13 protein-coding genes are annotated in these 18543 nt (G+C 73.2%); 8 read left to right on the top strand and 5 right to left on the bottom strand.

What is annotated here, in order from left to right:
* Positions 1 to 16 precede the first annotated feature (16 nt).
* Positions 17 to 3337, bottom strand: coding sequence for an amino acid adenylation domain-containing protein (locus ACQEV1_RS34160; RefSeq protein ID WP_433399331.1), 3321 nt, complete (start codon positions 3335 to 3337; stop codon positions 17 to 19).
* A 124-nt stretch (positions 3338 to 3461) separates the two neighbouring features.
* Here ACQEV1_RS34160 and ACQEV1_RS34155 point away from each other — a divergent pair, with 124 nt between their 5' ends.
* Positions 3462 to 4742 (top strand): MFS transporter, encoded by a 1281-nt coding sequence (locus ACQEV1_RS34155; RefSeq protein WP_433399328.1) that lies wholly within the window; start codon positions 3462 to 3464, stop codon positions 4740 to 4742.
* Between the two features lie 64 nt (positions 4743 to 4806).
* On the opposite strand, the gene ACQEV1_RS34150 is transcribed toward ACQEV1_RS34155, so the two are convergent.
* Genes ACQEV1_RS34150 through ACQEV1_RS34135 form a run of 4 tightly spaced genes read right to left on the bottom strand, consistent with a single transcriptional unit; the run spans position 4807 to position 8510 of the window.
* Entirely contained in the window at positions 4807 to 5694 is an 888-nt protein-coding gene (locus ACQEV1_RS34150; RefSeq protein ID WP_433399325.1) for a class I SAM-dependent methyltransferase, read from the bottom strand.
* The gene (locus tag ACQEV1_RS34145) at positions 5691 to 6764 is read right to left on the bottom strand and encodes an LLM class flavin-dependent oxidoreductase (protein WP_433399322.1); all 1074 of its coding nucleotides are present in this window, start codon (positions 6762 to 6764) and stop codon (positions 5691 to 5693) included. The genes ACQEV1_RS34150 and ACQEV1_RS34145 overlap by 4 nt, the downstream gene beginning before the upstream one ends.
* Positions 6754 to 8265, bottom strand: coding sequence for an AMP-binding protein (locus tag ACQEV1_RS34140; protein ID WP_433399319.1), 1512 nt, complete (start codon positions 8263 to 8265; stop codon positions 6754 to 6756). The genes ACQEV1_RS34145 and ACQEV1_RS34140 overlap by 11 nt, the downstream gene beginning before the upstream one ends.
* A complete protein-coding gene (locus ACQEV1_RS34135) occupies positions 8262 to 8510 on the bottom strand; it encodes an acyl carrier protein (RefSeq protein WP_433399316.1) in 249 nt (82 codons plus the stop codon). Before ACQEV1_RS34135 ends, ACQEV1_RS34140 begins: the two co-directional genes overlap by 4 nt.
* Before the next feature lie 259 nt (positions 8511 to 8769).
* Here ACQEV1_RS34135 and ACQEV1_RS34130 point away from each other — a divergent pair, with 259 nt between their 5' ends.
* The 7 genes from ACQEV1_RS34130 (at position 8770) to ACQEV1_RS34100 (ending at position 18539) form a co-directional block, all read left to right on the top strand.
* Positions 8770 to 9372 carry a response regulator transcription factor gene (locus ACQEV1_RS34130; protein WP_433399313.1) on the top strand — a complete coding sequence of 201 codons (603 nt, stop codon included), beginning with the start codon at positions 8770 to 8772 and terminating at the stop codon, positions 9370 to 9372.
* A 94-nt stretch (positions 9373 to 9466) separates the two neighbouring features.
* Positions 9467 to 11407: a non-ribosomal peptide synthetase gene (locus ACQEV1_RS34125; RefSeq protein ID WP_433399310.1), complete on the top strand. Its 1941-nt coding sequence runs from the start codon at positions 9467 to 9469 to the stop codon at positions 11405 to 11407.
* On the top strand, positions 11404 to 12819 hold the full coding sequence (locus tag ACQEV1_RS34120; RefSeq protein ID WP_433399307.1) for a condensation domain-containing protein: 1416 nt from the start codon (positions 11404 to 11406) through the stop codon (positions 12817 to 12819). The genes ACQEV1_RS34125 and ACQEV1_RS34120 overlap by 4 nt, the downstream gene beginning before the upstream one ends.
* A complete protein-coding gene (locus ACQEV1_RS34115) occupies positions 12816 to 13010 on the top strand; it encodes an MbtH family protein (protein ID WP_433399305.1) in 195 nt (64 codons plus the stop codon). Before ACQEV1_RS34120 ends, ACQEV1_RS34115 begins: the two co-directional genes overlap by 4 nt.
* Before the next feature lie 260 nt (positions 13011 to 13270).
* Positions 13271 to 14626: a 6-phospho-beta-glucosidase gene (locus tag ACQEV1_RS34110; RefSeq protein WP_433399302.1), complete on the top strand. Its 1356-nt coding sequence runs from the start codon at positions 13271 to 13273 to the stop codon at positions 14624 to 14626.
* Positions 14626 to 17748, top strand: coding sequence for an alpha-mannosidase (locus ACQEV1_RS34105; protein WP_433399299.1), 3123 nt, complete (start codon positions 14626 to 14628; stop codon positions 17746 to 17748). The genes ACQEV1_RS34110 and ACQEV1_RS34105 overlap by 1 nt, the downstream gene beginning before the upstream one ends.
* Positions 17745 to 18539: an endonuclease/exonuclease/phosphatase family protein gene (locus ACQEV1_RS34100; RefSeq protein WP_433399296.1), complete on the top strand. Its 795-nt coding sequence runs from the start codon at positions 17745 to 17747 to the stop codon at positions 18537 to 18539. The genes ACQEV1_RS34105 and ACQEV1_RS34100 overlap by 4 nt, the downstream gene beginning before the upstream one ends.
* Positions 18540 to 18543 lie beyond the last annotated feature (4 nt).

The raw sequence follows: 18543 nt of genomic DNA, 5'->3' as shown, positions 1-18543 counted from the left end.
CCGGTCACGGGCCGGATCAGACCCCGGCCAGAGCGGACACCGTGGCCAGCGGGTCGGCGGTCACCGCGCACAGCAGACGCCGGTAGCGTTCGGCCGCCTGGGCCACGGTCTCGGCGTCGAACAGGTCACCGTCGTACTCCCAGATGAGCTCGATCGCGCCGGAGGGGCCCCGGCCGTTCTCGCCGACCTGCCCGACCGACTGCTCCGCTCGCGGAATCGCGATGACGTTGAGGTCGAACTTCGCGGTGCCGTTGGCGATGGCCGGTGTCACCTCGACCTCCAGACCGGGCATGGTGAGGGCGCGCATCGGCGCGTCGTGGAAGGCGAACACCACCTGGCACAGCGGCTGCCGGCCGGGCACCCGGGCGGGGCGCATGGCGGCGACCACGCGGTCGAACGGCACGTCCTGGTTGGCCTGGGCGCCGAGGACGACCGAACGCGCGCGTCCGAGCAGGTCCCGGAACGTGGGATCACCGCGCAGGTCGGCCCGCAGCGCCACGGTGTTGACCAGCATGCCGAAGAGCCGCTCGGTCTGCCGCCGGCGGCGGCCCGCGATCCCGGATCCGACGCAGAAGTCGTCCTGCCCCGACCAGTGGCACAGCAGCACCTCGAACGCGGCGAGCATCGCCGTGAACAGCGTCACCCCTTCCCGCCTCGCGAGGTCGCGCGTCCGGTCGGCGAGCTCGGCGGGGATCTCGAACCGCGGCGCGTCGCCGATGAAGCGCCGCGTGGCCGTGCGCGGGCGGTCGGTGGGCAGGTCGAGGAACTCCGGGACGCCGGCCAGCTCCTCCCGCCAGTGGGCGAGCTGCCGGTCCGCCGCCGGTCCGTCCATCCAGGACCGCTGCCAGCCGGCGAAGTCGGCGAACTGCAGTTCCGGCTCGGGCAGCGGCGCGGGCCCGCCGGTGACGGCGGCGCGGTACAGGGCGCACAGCTCGCCGACGAAGTTGTTGAACGCCCAGCCGTCGTGGACCAGGTGGTGTTCGACGTGCAGGAGAATGTGCCGGTCGTCCGCGAGCCGCAGCAGCCGCCAGCGCACCAGCGGCAGCCGGTCGACCGGGATCACCGAGGCGACCGCGTCGCGGATGACGTCGCGGGCCGCGGCGGCGGGATCGGGGGCGCCGCGCAGGTCGTCGAGGGCCGGCTCGACCGTGAAGGGCGGGTGCACCACCTGCCGTGGGCCGTCAGGGCCGTCACCGAACGTCGTGCGGTAGACCTCGTGCCGACGGACGATCTCGGTCAGCGCACCTGCGAGGGCGTCGCGGTCGAGCGTCCCGGACAGCTCGATCGTCGACTGGAACTGGTAGGCGCGGATGCCGGGGTGGAGCTGTTGCAGGAACCACAGCCGCTCCTGCGCGTAGGACAGGGGCAGCGGTCCGCCGCGCGTGACCGGGCGGATCTCCGGCACCGCCTCTCCCGCGGGCGGGGACCCGGCCACCTCCTCGGCGAGCCGCCGCAGGCCGGGCGCGGTGAACACCGTCTCCAGGGGCAACTCGACGCCGAACTCGGTCCGGACCCGGGCCACGAGACGGCTCGCCAGCAGCGAGTGACCGCCGAGCTCGAAGAAGTCGTCGTCGGCGCCGGGCCGGCCCTGGCCGAGCAGGTCCGCCCAGATCGCGGCGAGCCGCTCCTCGACCTCGCCCTCCGGGGCGGTACGGGAGCGGCGCGGCCGGGCGTGGTCGGCCGCCGCGGGCAGCGCCGCGTGATCGAGCTTGCCGTTCGGCGTGAGCGGGAACTCCGCGAGGAACACCAGGTCGGCGGGCACCATGACGTCCGGCAGGGAACGCCGGACGTGGCGGCGCAGATCGGCGGACAACCGCGCGGTGCCGGACCAGGCCAGCGCGGACGGATCGGCCGTCCGCCGTTCGGGGGCGTCCGGACGGGTCGTGCCGAGTGTGGGGGTTCGGTCGGACAACGGTGCGGTGTCGGATCGGGTCGGGTCGGCGGTCCGCCGTTCGGCGTCGCCCGGACGGAACGCGCCGAGCGCGCGGGCCCGGTCCGGGGCGGGGACCACGTAGCCGACCAGCCGTGGATGTCCCTCGGCGTCCGGCCGGGCGACGACCACCGCGCCGTCGACCGCCTCGTGCCGGGACAGCACGGCCGCGACCTCGCCCGGCTCGATCCGTACGCCCCGGATCTTGACCTGGTCGTCCAGCCGCCCGAGGAACTCCAGCGCGCCGTCGTCGCGCCACCGCGCCCGGTCGCCGGTCCGATAGAGCCGGGCGCCGGACGCTCCCGACAGGTGGTCCGGCACGAAGCACTCCGCCGTGAGCCCCGGCCGGCCGAGATAGCCACGGGCCGGTGCCACCCCGCCGATCAGCAGCTCGCCCGCCTCGCCCGGCCCGAGCGGCCGCAGGTCCGCGTCGACCACGAAGGTGTCCACGTTCGTGATCGGGAAGCCGATGGGGATCGTCCCCTCGCCCGGCCCGCACTCCCAGGCGGTGACCTGAACCGCCGTCTCGGTCGGGCCGTAGAGGTTGTGCAGCCGCGCGCCGGGCAGGCGTTCGAACGACCGCTCGGCCAGGTCGGCGGTGAGCGCCTCGCCACTGCAGATCACGTGCCGGACCGTGCCGCACTCCTCGACGCCGGGCGCGGCGAGGAACACCCGCAGCATCGACGGGACGAAGTGCAGGACGGTGACGCCCGCTCGGCGGATCGTCTCGACCAGGTACGCGGGGTCGCGGTGCCCGCCGGGCCGCGCGAGCACGAGCCGCGCCCCGGTCATCAGCGGCCAGAACAGCTCCCAGATGGAGACGTCGAAGCCGAAGGGCGTCTTCTGCAGGACCCGGTCTCCGGAAGTGAGCCCGTACGCGTCCTGCATCCAGGCCAGCTTGTTCGCGATGGCGCGGTGAGTGTTCATCGCCGCCTTGGGCGATCCGGTCGATCCGCTGGTGTAGATGACGTACGCCAGGTCGTCCGGGTGGGGATCCGGCGACGGCCCGGGCTCGTCTTCGGGGGCCTCGTCGAGGGTGTCGAGGAAGAGGACCGGTCCAGAGAACGCGGGCAGCGCCTCGCGCGTGCCGTTCCGGGTGAGGAGCACGCGCGCGCCGGAGTCGGCGAGCATGAAGGCCAGCCGCTCGGCGGGGTGCCCGAGGTCGAGCGGTACGTAGGCCGCTCCGGCGGCGAGCACGCCGAGCAGCGCGACCGGCAGGTCCAGGGAGCGCTCCATGCCCACGGCGACCCGGTCGTCCGGGCCCACGCCCGCGGTGCGCAACCGCGCGGCGAGCCGCTCCACGCGCCACCACATCTCGCCATATGTCAGGCGGTCGCCCTCGAATTCCAGGGCGACCCGATCCGGCGACTTCGCGGCCTGCCGTGCGACGGCCTGACAAATCATCATGGTCCTTATCCTCCGAAAAGATAAGGCCGCATACAAGATGCAAAAAACAGCGGGAAAGCGGTATACATGGCCGGAGTAATCAATGGCGAAAACGGCGAATTCACATTGGAGACAGCGGCGAGTCGTGCAACCTTCCAATGTCAGGGGAAAGCCGCGCACCGGCGGAGGGCTCCGGCGTTCGCCGGACTTCCTGCGGCTCTGGGCCGCCCAGTCGATCAGCGAGACGGGGACCCAGGTGGGGCAGCTCGCCGTTCCTCTTCTCGCGATCGGTGCGCTGCACGCCTCTCCCGCCGCGCTGGGCTTCCTGGCGGGCGCGCGCACCCTGCCGTTCCTCGTGCTCTCCCTGCCGGCGGGCGCGATCCTCGACCGCATGCGGCGCCGGCCGGTCCTCATCGTCGCCGACCTGTGCCGCGCCGCCCTGCTGGGAAGCGTGCCCGCGGCGTACGCGCTGGGCGTCCTGTCGTTCCTCCAGCTCTACGCGGTCGCCGTCCTCGCCGGCGTCTTCACCGTCTGCTTCGACGTCTCCTACCAGAGCTACCTGCCGGCGCTGGTGCGGCGCGAGCACCTGACCGAGGCGAACACGAAGCTCACCATCACCGGATCGGCGGCGGAGATGGTGGGGCCGGGCGCGGCCGGTGTGCTCGCCGGAGTGATCGGAGCCGCCGCGACCGTGCTGCTGGACGCGGTCAGCTTCCTCGTCTCCGGCCTGCTGTGCCGCGCCATCCGGCACACCGAGCCGAGGCCCGACGCGGGCGGAGGCCGGGCGGCCCGGTCGCTCCGCCGGGAGGTCGGCGAAGGGCTCGCGTTCGTGGTGCGCGATCCGAAGCTCAGCCGGATCGCCGCCTGCGCGAGCCTGGTCAACCTCGCGTCATCCATGTTCACGGTGCTGCTGACGCTGTACATGGTGCGGACGCTGGGCTACCCGTCCGCCCTCGTCGGGCTCGTGTTCGCGCTCTGCGGCGTCGGGTTCGTCCTCGGCGCGCTGAGCGTCGGCCCGGTGATCAGACGCCTCGGGTACGGCCGTACGATCACGGCTGGGGCGCTGGTCTCCGCGGCGGGCCTGGTCGTGCTGCCCGCCACGTCACCCGCGATGTCCCTTCCGTTCCTCGCCGTAGGACAGCTGGTCTTCGGTTTCGGCGTCCCTCTGTTCAACGTCGCTCAGGTGACGCTGCGGCAGTCCGTCACGCCGAGCCGGCTCCAGGCCCGGATGAACGCGTCCATGCGGTTCCTCATCTGGGGCACGCTCGCGCTCGGCGGCCCGGCCGGGGGATTCCTCGCCGAGGTCGCCGGGACACGGCCGGCCATGGTCGTCGCGGCGGTGATCGGGTGCCTGCCCCTGGCGCCTCTCGTGTGGTCACCGGTTCCCGCGCTGCGCACGCTCCCGCCGCACCCTTCGGCGGACTGACGGCCGGTCGGCGGGGGCGGCCCCTGTCTCGTCGACGGGACAGCGGCCGCCTGTGCCCGCACGCTCACTCCTCCGCGAGCCGCTCCGCCTGGGCGACGGCGGTCGCACGCAGCTCACCGTCGTACCGGACCCGGCCGCCGGCGCCGGTGTGGACCGGTTGCCGGCCGCCCGTCCGCCGGACCACCGTGACGCTGTTCTGGGCCAGTTTGTGCGGCTCCAGGAGGTTGAGGATCTCCAGCTCGCCCGGGCGCGCCCGCTGCAGGCCGGCCAGGTACCGCAGGATGGCCTCACCCTCCGGATAGGTCATCAGGTAGTGGAGGACGACCAGGCCGCCGTCGGGGTTGATCAGATCGAGGAAGTGGTCGACGAAGTAGAGGCAGTCCCACGCGTCCACCCATGCCAGGTCGATCGGCGCGAAGCCCGGTGGCAGCCGGTCGCGGCACTCCCGGAGAGTGGCGTCGACGATGGTGACCCGGTCCGCGAGGCCCAGGTCGGCCAGGACCTCCCCGACCCGCCCGGCGGAGGAACCGGCGTTCGACAGATCGTCCACCGCGACGAACTCGGGCCGGTAGGGCTCCAGGTAGCTCGCCGGCGCGGCGAGGGGCGGTTCGGCCGTGAGCCAGGCTTCGTCGAGCGGCGATCCGGCGGCGAGGTGGGACCGGGTCTTGGCCGCCAGGGCGACGGCCTCCTCGCGTGCCCGCTCCTCGGTCTCCTTCAGGGCCGCCGCCAGGAACGCCGTGGTGTAACCCATCCCGATCTCCAGCACCCGGCGCGGCCGGGCCAGCCGGACCAGGTCGGCCAGTAGGGGGGCGACCGCCTCGGTCCCCATGCCGGGGACGCGGAGCCGGTCGGCCGCGGCGCGGTGCCGGGCCTGCTCGGTCGTGAATCCTCCTTCGTCGGAGGGTGTGACCACGGGGCCGTGTTTTTTGATGCCCTCGCTTCGCTCGGTCATGGGCGTACTCCCGTTGGCCGGGCGAGTTCGCGTAGCCGGGCGAGGTGGTCCAGGCCGGCCAGCACGGTCGCGGCGGGCAGGCCGAAGTCGATCAGGCAGGCCACCTCGTCCACGCCGATCGCCCGGAGCCGTTCGACCATCCGGAGAGCACGGTCCGGCGGGCCGAACAGGCCACCGTCGCCGACGTAGCGGTCGAACGCGCGTCGGACCATGAAGTCGACGTCGTCGGGATGGAGCGTGGCCGGGTCGATCCGGCGGCGGCCGTCGAGCCCGGAACCGGCGAGCAGCCCCAGGGAGCCGCGCAGATAGGCGGTGAGCGGTTCCCGGACCAGCTCCCTGACCACGTCCGCGTCGTCTCCCAGAAAGGTGTGGACCATCAGCGCCACATGGCCGGGCCCGGTGCTCACCCGGCGGTACTCGCGGATCTTGACGGCCAGGTCGTCGAGGTCCTGGCCCAGCAGATGGGTGAGCACGCCCGCTCCCATGCGTCCGGCCGCACGGAACGTCTCCACCCCGCCGGCGCTGGTGATCCAGGTCGGCAGCTCGGGCTGGATCGGTGCGGGGTGGATCCGTACCCGCTGTTCGGCGCCGGTCCCGTCGCGTACCGTCAGCGTCTCGCCCCGCCACAGCCGCCGGACCTGCTCGGCCCGCTCCACCATGACGCGGCGCCGGTCGTGGTAGTCCTCCGGCCGGAGCGCGAAGTCCACGGCGTGCCAGCCCGAGGCGAAGGAGATCCCCGCCCGCCCGCCGGACAGGTTGTCGACCACGGACCATTCCTCGGCGATCCGGAGCGGATGGTGGAGCGGTGCCACCACGCTCCCGGCCCGTACCCGTACGCTCTCGGTGACGGCCGCCACCGCGGCGCCGGTCACCGAGGGGTTCGGGTAGAGCCCGCCGAACGGATGGAAGTGGCGTTCCGGGGTCCAGACCGCGGCGAAGCCGTTCGCGTCGGCGAACCGCGCCCCGTCCAGCAGCAGCCGGTAGCGGTCCCCGTCGCGTTCGCGGCTGTCGCTGGCGAAGTAGAACAGGCTGAAGTCCATCCCCGTCGGGGAGGCCGGCTTACGTGGCATCGGCGCCCTCCATCGCCAGATCACGGATCGCGGCGCGGTCCACTTTCCCGTTGGCGCCCAGCGGCAGCGCCGGCAGGTGCACGAACCGCCGCGGCACCATGTGGATCGGCAGCCGGTCGCGCAGCGCCCTCAGCAGTTCCGGCCGGGGGACCGGCGTCCCGGTGTAGCAGCCGATCAGCTCGGTGGCCCCGGCCCGCCCGGCCGTGACGACGACGGCCCGCCGCACCCCGGGCACGCGCCGCAGGCCGGCCTCCACCTCGCTGAGCTCGACCCGATAGCCCCGGATCTTGACCTGGTCGTCCAGCCGTCCCACATGGACCAGCCGTCCGGCCTCCCGGCGAACCCGGTCCCCCGTGCGGTAGAAGTGCGCAGCGGACGGCGGCCCGGTGCCGTCGTGGCCCAGGAACCGGCCGGCGTCGTCGCGCGGATCCAGATAGCCGTCGAACCGCTGCGCGCCGCGGACGCACAGCTCGCCCGCCTCGGTGAGCAGGTACTCCAGGTCGTCGTAGACCTCCCCGATGGGCACCGTGCCGTTGGAGGTCCGCGGCCAGCGGCGTGGATCCGCGGGCAGCCGATACTCCGCGCACGCCAGCGTGAGCTCGGTGGGGCCGTAGAGGTTGTCGATGACGGACCCGGGCGCCACCGCGCGCCAGGCGGCCGCCTGGTCGTAGTCGAGCTGCTCCCCGCAGAACACGCTGTGCCGAAGGGAGTGCTCGCGCCCGGTGGGCAGGTTGCCGAGCCCGGCGCTCACCGACACCGCCGACGGCACGGAGAACCAGTGGGTGAGCCGTCGGCGGGTCAGGTAGTCGACGGGCCCGAAGAGCTCGGCCCGGTCCGGCACGACCAGCGTGGCGCCGCCGCCCCAGGTGACGAACAGGTCGAACACCGACAGGTCGAAGGACAGGTCGAAGGTGTGCGACATCCGGCAGTCCGGGCCGACCCGGTAGCGGGCGATGTTGCGCCGGAGGAACGGCAGCGCGTTCCGGTGCCGGATGGGCACTCCCTTGGGGCGTCCCGTCGTGCCGGAGGTGAACAGCAGGTAGGCCACGTCATCCGGGTCCGCCGCGTACGGGGCGAGCCGTCCTTCCGGCGCGGCGGCCAGCACCTCGGCGTCGGTCAGCGCCAGCGTCGCGCCGACGCCGAGTTCCCCGCGCCGGTTCGCCGCGGCGGCCGGGAGCGCGTCGTCGGCCACGAGCACGTCCACGCCGGCCGCGCCGAGGATCTCGCGGTTGCGCGCGGCGGGGTGGTCGGGGTTGACCGGCACGACCGTGGCGCCGAGGCGCAGCGCGGCGAGGTAGCCGGCGTAGGCGACGACGCTGCGAGAGGCGAACAGCCCGACCCGTCCGACGCCGCCGTACGTTCTCTCGATCGTCTCCGCGAGCGCCTCCGCGGCGCGGGCCAGCCGGCGGTACCCGAGCGTCAGCCCCGGCAGCTCGACCGCGGGGTGGCCGGGGTGCCGTTCGGCGGACGCGACGAACAACCCGTAGAGGGTCGGCCTCATCGATCGCCGTCCGGGGAGAGCAGCAACGCGGCCTGGGCGCGCACCGTGGGATGCAGGAAGAGGTCGGTCGCGCGCAGGTCCCGGCTGGTCAACTCGTTGAGCTGTTCCCACAGGAGCAACAGCAGCAGGGAGTTTCCGCCGGCCTCGAAGAAACCCTCCTCCAGCGGTACGGAGGCGGCCTCGATGCCCAGCGTCTCGGCCCAGGCGTCACGCACCGCCCAGAGCAGTTCGCCGTTCTCGGTCACGTCACGTTCCTCTGCGGCGGGAAAGAATGGAGATTCGCGCTCGACGGCGCTCTTCCAGTAGATCCGGCGGGGCCGGCCGCCACAAGATCGACGTTCGCATGACATGAAAGTCGGACCGTGTGGTGCGCGATGCCCTTCACGTCGGACGTCGGCTGTCGCATAATGCCCAAACGTGAATGACGATGATCTCGACCTCTTGCCGGATCGGTCGCGCGATGTCATATTGCTGGACAACGGTTCGTTGGTGATGCAAGGTGCATTGAAGGTTCTCCAATCCGCCGACCATCGTTTCGCGGTCACGAGAGTGATTCACCCGGCCGGGGTGCGGCGCCATCTCGCCGCACGAAAAACGGAGATCCTCGTCGTCGGGCTGCCGCACACCGTGGACGAGGAGTTCCTCGCCCACCTACGTGCCTGGTCCCGCTCCGTACTGGTCCTGGCCATCTCCGCAGGCAGGGGAGACCACCAGGTCGCGAGGCTCTTCGCCTCGGGGGTGCACGGATACCTCGACATGGAGGCGGGCCCGGAGGCGCTGTTCGCGGCGCTCGCCCTGATCGCCGAAGGGCGTTTCTTCCTGTCCAGCCACGCGAACGGCGACCTTTTCGGTTCCGATCCCGAAGGGCCGGCGCCGCGTCCTCTAGCCGTTCCGGACGAACTGACCGAGCGGGAGATCCAGGTGCTCCGGCACGTCGCCGACGGCTGGACGCACAAGGAGATCAGCCGCCGCCTCGGCCTTTCCAAGGCGACCGTCGACACCTATGTTCAGCGCATCCGGGGGAAACTCGGCCTGCGCAACAAGGCGGAGCTCATTCGGGCCGCGGTGCGGTATGACATCGTCGGTGATATCGCCTCGGCCGGATGACCGACAAATAAGACTTGCGGACCACCACCGGCGTCTCCGACAGTGGTGCGGGCGATATGCCATTACCGTCAGTGAAGCGCGGGGACGTGAGAACGTGCTGGAAGACAAGAAGGACGACGGCATATTCCACGGCCGGGTGACCCCTTTTCCGGCCGCCGCGTCCATTCCCGAGCTGTTCGCCGAACAGGTTCGCGCCCGGCCGGACTCCGCCGCCGTGACCTGCGGATCGCGCACGCTCACGTACGCGAAGCTCGACGAGTGGTCCGACCGGCTCGCCCACCTGCTGCGCCACCGGGGAGTCGACGCCGACACGCCGGTCGGGATCGTGCTCGACCGTGGCGTGGACCTGGTCGCGGCCGTGCTGGCGGTCCTCAAGGCCGGCGGTGCGTACGTCCCGGCCGACCCGCGGTATCCCGCGGAGCGGCTGAGCTCGATGTTCGCCGACGTCGGCGCGGGGGTCGTGATGACACGGGCGGACCTGCTCGGCCGTCTCGGCGGGGCCCCGGTGGAGGCCCTGTGCCTGGACCGGGTGGCCGGCGAACTCGCCGCCGCGCCGCCGACGGCGTCGCGTCTGGGGGTGTCGGGACGGAACCTGGCCTGTGTGCTGTTCACCTCCGGGTCGACCGGCCGGCCCAAGGGCGTCATGATCGAACACCGTTCGATCGTGCGGCTGGTCCGCGAGACCGACTACGTCGCCTTCGGCCCCGGCGAACGCGTCGCTCAGGTGTCCGACCCCTCCTTCGACGCGTTCACCTTCGAGGTCTGGGGCGCCCTGACGCACGGCGGCACGCTCTGCGTGCTCCCGGCCGATCTGCCCCTGACCGACGGCGGGCTGGGGCGCGCGCTCCGAGCAGCCCGCGCCACGACCCTCCTCCTGACCTCGGCGCTGTTCACCGAGGTGGCCGCGGACCATCCCGACGATCTCGCCGGGTTGAGGAACCTGCTGGTCGGCGGAGACGTGCTCAACGTGGCTCGCGTCCGTGAGCTGGCCGGGAGCGAGCCGGCGCACCGGCCGGAGCGCATCCTGAACGCCTACGGGCCGACCGAGACCACGACCATCGCGCTGTGCGAGCCGGTCGAGTCCGTGCCGGCGGACGCCCGCTCGATCCCGGTCGGGCGGCCCATCGCCAACACCTCCGCCTACGTGCTGGACGAGCGGCTACGGCCCGTCCGGGTGGAGACGCCCGGCGAGTTGTTCGTCGGCGGCCCGGGGGTGGCGCGGGGCTACGCGGGCCGGCCCGGGCTGACGGCCGAGCGTTTCCTGCCCGACCCCTTCGCGGGGGACGGCTCGCGGATGTACCGCACGGGGGACGTGGTCCGGTACCGCGCGGACGGGACGATCGAGTTCCTCGGCCGGGCCGACGACCAGGTGAAGGTCCGGGGCCACCGCATCGAGCCGGGCGAGGTGGAGGCGGCGCTGACCCTGCACCCGCAGGTCGGGCAGGCCGTGGTGGTCACGGACGAGGCCCCGTCCGGCCGCCGGCTGGTGGCTCACGTGGTCCCGGTCGCCGGTCCGCCGGCCGGACTGCGGGAGTTCCTCATGGCCAGGCTGCCTCCGTGGATGGTCCCGTCCGCCTTCGTGGTGTCGCCGTCCCTGCCGATGACGTCGAGGGGGAAGGTGGACCGGTCCGCGCTGCCTCCCGTCCCCGGTGGCGGGCCCGCGGACGGCGCCGTACCGCCGCGCACCGATCTCGAACGCGAACTGGCCGCCCTGACCGCGGAGATGCTCGGCCTGGCCGAAGTGGCCGTCACCGACGACTTCTTCGCTCTCGGCGGCCATTCGCTGCTGGCCATGCGACTCGTGTCCCGCAGCAACCACACGTACGCGGCGAACGTGGCGCTGGGCGACTTCATGGACGATCCTACGGTCGCCCGGCTGGCCGCCGGGGTGGCCGAGACCCGGGGAACGGTGCCGCCGGACGGCCGGGCGGGCGCCGAGGACGACCGCCGGCTGCTCGCCCGGCTGGAGGAACTGTCCGACGACGAGGTGGACGCGCTCCTGCGCGAGCCGGCCGACGACGAGGGCGGACGGTGACCGGCGTACCGGGTTCTCCCGCCGCCCGGCGAGCGCTGCTGGGCCGGCGGCTCCGGGAGCGCATCGCCGCGCGCGGCCATCCTCTGTCCCGCGCGCAGCGGCGTCTGTGGATACTCGACCGGTTCCATCCCGGAAGTTCCGCGTACGTCGTGCCGCTGGTCTACCGGATCGACGGCCCGCTGGCCGTCGCGGTGCTCGAACGGGCGTTGAGCGAGGTCGTCCGCAGGCATGAGGTGCTGCGCACCGTGTACCGGACGGTCTCCGGCGTTCCCCGGCAGTTCGTGCGCCCGGCGGAGCCGATGCGGATCGCGGTCGAGGACTGCGCGCGGCACGAGTCCCCGGACGCCGAGGCGGACCGGCTCGCGGCGGAGGAGGCCCTGCGGCCCTTCGACCTCGGCGCGGACCCGATGATCCGGGCGGTGCTCCTGCGGCTGGCGCCGGAACGGCACCGGCTCTGCCTCACGCTCCACCACATCGCCTGCGACGGCCGGTCGGTCGACCTGCTTGAGAACGAGCTGTCGGCCTGCTACGGCGCCTGGCTGACCGGCGGAGATCCGGAGCTTCCACCGCTGACCGAGCAGTACGCGGACCACGCCGCCCGGCAGGCCGCCGGCCTCGACGACGAGTCGACGCGGCGGGCGCTCGACCACTTCCTGAACCGGCTCGCGGGCGCGCCGGAACGGTCCACCCTGCGTACCGATCACCCGCGTCCGGCCACGCCGGCCCTGGCCGGCGATCACCTGGAGTTCGCCGTCGAGCCGGAGACGACCCGGCGGGTGGGCGAGCTGGCCGGGGCCTGCGGCGCGACGCCGTTCGCGGTCCTGCTCGCGGCGTTCGTGGTCCTGGCGGGCGAGCACGGTGCGGGTCCGGACGTCGTCGTCGGCTCACCGGTGATCAGCCGGCCGCGGGAGAGCCTGCGGCACCTGATCGGTCCCTTCGGCAACCTGGTCGTCCAGCGCTTCGACGTCTCCGGCGCGCCGGCCTTCCGGGAACTCGTGGAGCGGGCCCGCGACGAGAGCAGGGCCGCGCTCGCCCACCACGATCTGCCGTTCGACCGGCTCGTCGAGGAGCTGAACCCTCCGCGGGACCCCGCGTACAACCCGATCTTCCAGCTGATGTTCGGCCACCACGAGCGGGAGCCGGCCGGACTCGCGCTGCCCCGCTGCCGGGTCGGCATGACGGTCGGTGAGACCTCGACGGCCAAGTTCGATCTGTCGCTGAACCTCACCAGCGCCCGAGGACGGCTCTCGGCCCGGCTGGAGTACCGCACCGACCTGTTCGAGCGGGCGACCGCCCGGGCGCTCGGGGAGCGGTTCCGCGCCGTGCTCACCACGGCCGTCGAGGACCCGGAGCGGAGCATCGGCGACCTCACCCCCGAGGATCGCCGGCACGAACAGGAGGCATTCCCGTGAGCGAACCCGTCGAGCCGGCCCCGGGGTACGTGGTCGTGGTGAACGACGAGGAGCAGTACTCGATCTGGGCCGAACACGCGCCGCTGCCGGCCGGCTGGCACGCGGCGGGCTTCGGCGGGACCAAGGCGGAGTGCCTGGCCCACATCGAAGAGGTGTGGACCGACATGCGCCCGCGCAGCGTACGGCGATGAGCCCGGGACACGGTCCGCCCGCCGTACGGCGCACGGCCTGGATGGCCGCCGTCTCCCGGCCAGGAGCGCTCCCGGCGTCGAACCCGGAGACGCGGAAGGCGTTGATCCTGACGCGTAGTCAGGTTCTAATGTCCGGGAGATGACTTGCGCCGGCCGTAGGCGAGGACGCGGACCGGCCGTACGCGCGGGCGGGCGCCGGTCGCGCGCACGGGCGGAGACCGGCCGTACGCACGCTAACGTGCTCGCATGGTGATCCGAGCATGAGGCTGACCGTCCTGGGCGGAGGCGGATTCCGCGTGCCGCTCGTCTACCGGGCCCTCCTGGCCGACAGGGGCAAGGGCCGCGTCACCGAGGTGGTCCTGCACGATCTCGATCCGGCCCGCACCGCCGTGATCGGCCGGGTGCTGGCGGACCAGGCGGCCGGGGTCCCGGACGCCCCGTCGGTGACGGCGACCACCGACCTCGACGAGGCACTGACCGGCACCGACTTCGTCTTCTCCGCGATCCGCGTCGGCGGTACGGAGGGGCGCGTCGCCGACGAGCGCATCGCCCTCGAAGAGGGCGTCCTGGGGCAGGAGACGGTCGGCGCGGGCGGCATCGCGTACGGCCTCCGCACCGTCCCGGTCGCGGTGCGGATCGCCCAGCGGGTCGCCGCCGTCGCGCCGGAGGCCTGGGTCATCAACTTCACCAACCCGGCGGGCCTGGTGACCGAGGCGATGTCCCGGCACCTCGGCGACCGGGTGATCGGCATCTGCGATACGCCGATCGGGCTGGGCCGCCGCGTCGCCGCCGCGCTCGGCGTCGACCCGGCGAGCGCCTGGTTCGACTACGCCGGCCTCAACCACCTGGGCTGGCTGCGGGCGGTCCGCGTCGGCGGCCGCGACGTGCTCCCGGACCTGCTGGCGGACGAAGAGGCGCTCACCTCCTTCGAGGAGGGCCGCTTGTTCGGCGCCGAGTGGCTGCGCGCGCTCGGCGCGATCCCGAACGAGTACCTGCACTACTACGACTTCAACCGCGACGCGGTCGCGGCGATGCGCGCCGCGGAGCGGAACCGCGGCGCGCTCGTGCTGGAGCAGCAGCGCGACTTCTACGCGCGCCCCGCGGGTGCTCCCGGCTCCGCGCTGGAGGCGTGGGAGGCCACGCGGCGGGCGCGCGACTCCACCTACATGGCCGAGAACCGCGAGGCGGCGGGCGCCGGTGAGCGCGCGGCCGCCGACCTGGAGTCGGGGGGATACGAGAAGGTCGCCCTCGCGCTCATGCACGCGATCGCGCACGACGAGCGCACCACCCTGATCCTCAACGTGCGCAACCGCGGCACGCTCAGCGGTCTGGACGACGACGCGGTGGTCGAGGTGCCCTGCTTCGTCGACGGCAACGGCGCGCGCCCGGTCACCGCCGATCCGCTCTCCGGCCACGCGCTGGGCCTGGTGACCACGGTCAAGGCGGTCGAGCGCGCGGTGCTGGAGGCCGCCACCACCGGCTCGCGGGCCGCCGCGCTGCGCGCGCTGGCGACCCACCCGCTGGTCGACTCGGTCACGGTGGCACGGCGGCTCCTCGAACGCTACGAGACGGACGTTCCTCAGCTCGGGTATCTACGCGGGAAGGCGGATCGCTGATGCACGACGATCGCAGGCAGGTCGAGGACCGGCTGGACCGGGTGATGCGCGAACGCGTCGTGCCCGCGACGTACGCCGCGCGGCGCCCGATGACGGTCGAGGTCTGGCACGTTCCAGGCGAGCCGGTGCCGGTCGCCGAGGCCCTCGACGCCGCCTACGTCCCGTTCGCGCCGGGTGATCCCTGGGGCCGCGCCTGGGCGACGAGCTGGCTGCGGGCCACCGCGAGCGTGCCGGCGGAGTGGGCGGGCCGCCGCGTCGAGGCCGTCTTCGACCTCGGGTTCACCGGCCGCGGGCCGGGCTTCCAGGCCGAGGGGCTCGTGCACGACCTCGGCGGCCGGCCGATCAAGGGCATCGAGCCGCTGAACCAGTACGTCCCGGTCGGCGACGCCGTGAACGGCGGTGAGGAGGTCGGCCTGCTCGTCGAGATGGCCGCCAACCCCGACATCCTCGGCGACGGGTTCGTCCCGACGCCGCTGGGCGACCCGGCGACCGCCGGCGACGAGCCGCTCTACCGGTTCGGCGGCGCCGACCTCGCCGTGCTCGACGAGGACGTCTGGCACCTGCGGCTCGACGTCGAGGTGCTGTCGGAGCTGATGCACGAGCTGTCCACGGACGACCCACGCCGCCACGAGATCCTGCGCGCGCTCGAACGCATGCTGGACGAGCTGGACATCCATGACGTCGCCGGCACCGCCGCGCGGGCGCGCGAGACGCTGGCCGAGGTGCTCTCCCGGCGCGCGAACGCGAGCGCGCACACCATCTCCGCCACCGGCCACGCGCACATCGACAGCGCCTGGCTGTGGCCGCTCCGCGAGACCCAGCGCAAGACCGCCCGGACGTTCGCCAACGTGACCGCGCTCGCCAAGGACTACCCCGAGCTGGTGTTCTCCTGCTCGCAGGCGCAGCAGTACGCCTGGGTGCGCGACCGCTACCCGGAGATCTTCCAGCGGATGCGCGACGCCACCAAGGCCGGGCAGTGGGCGCCCGTCGGTGGCATGTGGGTGGAGGCCGACGGCAACCTGCCGGGCGGGGAGGCGCTGGCTCGTCAGCTCGTCCACGGCAAGCGGTTCTTCCTGGAGGAGTTCGGGGTCGAGACCCGCGGCGTGTGGCTGCCCGACTCGTTCGGCTACACCGCGGCGTACCCGCAGCTGGCCGTGCTGGCCGGCAACGAGTGGTTCCTCACCCAGAAGATCTCCTGGAACCAGACGAACAAGTTCCCGCACCACACGTTCTGGTGGGAGGGCATCGACGGCACCCGGATCTTCACCCACTTCCCGCCCGCCGACACCTACAACGGCACGTTCGCCGGGGCGGAGCTGGGCCACGCCGTGCGCAACTACGCCGACAAGGGCGGCGGCACCCGCTCGCTGCTGCCGTTCGGCCACGGCGACGGCGGTGGCGGCCCCACCCGGGAGATGCTGGAGAAGGCCCGGCGGCTGCGCGACCTCGAAGGGTCGCCCAAGGTCGTGGTGGAGAACCCGGACGCGTTCTTCGCCGCCGCCCGCGCGGAGTACCCCGACGCGGCGGTCTGGGCCGGCGAGCTGTACCTGGAGCTGCACCGCGCCACGTACACCACCCAGGCGCGGACGAAGGCGGGCAACCGCCGCAGCGAGCACCTGCTGCGGGAGGCGGAGCTGTGGGCCGCCACCGCCGCGCTGACCGCCGGCTTCGACTACCCGTACGAGGACCTGGACCGGCTGTGGAAGACCGTGCTGCTGCACCAGTTCCACGACATCCTGCCGGGCTCCTCGATCGCCTGGGTGCACCGGGAGGCGGAGGCCACGTACGCCCGGGTGCACGCCGAGCTGCGGGAGATCACGCGTGCCGCGACGGCCGCGCTGGCGGGGGAGGGCGGCCCCGGACAGGTGTTCAACACGAGCCCGCGGGCGCGCGCCGAGGTGGTGACGGTGCCCTCAGAGCTGGCCGCGGCGTTGCCCCCGGCCGCCGGCGTCCAGCCGCTCGCCGACGGGTTCGTGGCGGTGTTCACCGAGGTCCCGGGCTCGGGGACGGCGCCGCTCGGCGCCGCCGCGCCATTCGGGCCGCTCGGGCCGGTGACCGTGGACGGGCGCGTCCTCGACAACGGCCTCGTCCGGGTGGAGATCGACGCGGACGGCCTGCTGACCTCCGTACGCGACCTCGTGGCCGGCCGCGAGGTGCTCGCGCCGGGGTCCCGCGGCAACCTGCTCCAGCTCCACCCGGACCTGCCCAACCACTGGGACGCCTGGGACGTCGACCGGCACTACCGGCGGCGGCACACCGACCTCACCGGCGCCGACGCCGTGACCGTGGTGGACGCGGGACCGCTGGTCGCGTCCGTGCGCGTGGACCGGTCGTTCGGCGACTCCCGGATCTCCCAGACGATCACCGTGACCGCCGGCAGCCCCGCCGTACGGATCGACACCGAGATCGACTGGCACGAGCGGGAGAAGATCCTCAAGCTGGCGTTCCCGCTCGACGTGCACGCCGACCGGTCCGCGGCCGAGATCCAGTTCGGCCACGTGTACCGGCCCACGCACACCAACACGAGCTGGGACTCGGCCCGGTTCGAGATCTCCTGCCACCGCTGGATCCGGCTCGCCGAGGCCGGCTACGGCATCGCCCTGGCCAACGACGCCACCTACGGCCACGACGTCACCCGTACGACCCGCGAGGACGGCGGCACGACGACGACCGCCCGCTACAGCCTCGTACGCGCGCCGCGCAGCCCCGACCCGGAGGCCGACCAGGGCCGGCACCACATGTCCCACACGCTGCTGCCGGGCGCGACGGTCGCCGGGGCGGTGGCGGGCGGGTACGCGCTCAACCTGCCGCTGCGGGTGACCGCCGGGGGATCCGGCCCGTCGCCGCTGGTGTCGGTCGAGGGTGAGGCGGCCGCCGTCGAGTCGGTCAAACTGGCCGACGACCGGTCCGGCGACGTGGTCGTGCGCGTCTACGAGTCCCTGGGCGGACGGGCGGACACGCGGCTGCGCACGTCGTTCCCGGTCGCCGGGGTGGAGGTCACCGACCTGCTGGAGCGGCCGCTGCCGGACCGGCCGGTCGCGCTCGCCGACGACGGGAGCGTCCCGCTCACCCTGCGCCCGTTCCAGGTGCTGACCCTGCGGCTGCGCCCGGCCGGGCGATGACGACCGTACGCGTCGCGACGCTCAACATCTGGGGCCGGCGTGGACCCTGGAAGGACCGGCTCGGCCTGATCAAGGCCGAGCTGGCCCGGCGCTCCCCGCTCCTCGTCGGCCTGCAGGAGGTCATGCGGGACGAGCGGTCCGGCTCGTGCCAGGCGGCGGCGATCGCCGCCGGGCTCGGGTACGAGGTGGCGTACGCGCCCGCCGCGCGGTTCGACGAGGGCGTCCTGGGCAACGCGCTGCTGAGCAGGCTGCCGATCCGCGAGCAGCGCGTCCTCCCGATGCCCACTCCGCCGGGCGCCGAGGCGCGGTCGCTGCTGTACGCCGCCGTCGAGTCGGCCGCCGGCCTGCTCCCGGTGTTCGTCACCCACCTGGACTGGCAGGGCGACCACGGAGCGGCGCGCCTCGCGCAGGTGCGGTTCATCGCGGCGCGGGCCGCCGAGCTCACCGGCGACCTGCCGCCGGTGATCATGGGCGACTTCAACGCCGAGCCGGACGCCGACGAGATCCGCTACCTGCGGGGCCTGCACGTGGTGGACGGCGAGAGCGTGTGCTTCGCCGACGCGTGGGTGCACGGCGGCGACGGGTCGGCCGGGGAGACGTTCTCCCGCGTCAACGACTACGCGCGCCGGGCCCGCGAGCCGTCGCGGCGCATCGACTACATCTTCACGCGCCGCAAGGGCGCGCTCGGCGAGCCACGTCACACCTCGCTCGCCTTCGCCACGTCTACGGGCGGCGTGTGGCCCTCGGACCACTTCGGCCTGGTCAGCGACATCGTGGTGGCGGCGGACTAATATT

This window comes from Actinoallomurus sp. CA-142502 (assembly GCF_050936355.1).
Classification (GTDB): Bacteria; Actinomycetota; Actinomycetes; order Streptosporangiales; family Streptosporangiaceae; genus Actinoallomurus; species Actinoallomurus iriomotensis.
Note: the sequence above shows the minus strand (reverse complement) of the source record. Positions and strands in the feature narration are given on the sequence as shown.

Bases quoted from the DNA above. Each gene is read 5' to 3' on its own strand.
- ACQEV1_RS34145 (WP_433399322.1), bottom strand. From the start codon at position 6,764: ATGCCACGTAAGCCGGCCTCCCCGACGGGGATGGACTTCAGCCTGTTC.
- ACQEV1_RS34140 (WP_433399319.1), bottom strand. From the start codon at position 8,265: ATGAGGCCGACCCTCTACGGGTTGTTCGTCGCGTCCGCCGAACGGCAC.
- ACQEV1_RS34160 (WP_433399331.1), bottom strand. From the start codon at position 3,337: ATGATGATTTGTCAGGCCGTCGCACGGCAGGCCGCGAAGTCGCCGGAT.
- ACQEV1_RS34105 (WP_433399299.1), top strand. From the start codon at position 14,626: ATGCACGACGATCGCAGGCAGGTCGAGGACCGGCTGGACCGGGTGATG.
- ACQEV1_RS34110 (WP_433399302.1), top strand. From the start codon at position 13,271: ATGAGGCTGACCGTCCTGGGCGGAGGCGGATTCCGCGTGCCGCTCGTC.
- ACQEV1_RS34100 (WP_433399296.1), top strand. From the start codon at position 17,745: ATGACGACCGTACGCGTCGCGACGCTCAACATCTGGGGCCGGCGTGGA.
- ACQEV1_RS34150 (WP_433399325.1), bottom strand. From the start codon at position 5,694: ATGACCGAGCGAAGCGAGGGCATCAAAAAACACGGCCCCGTGGTCACA.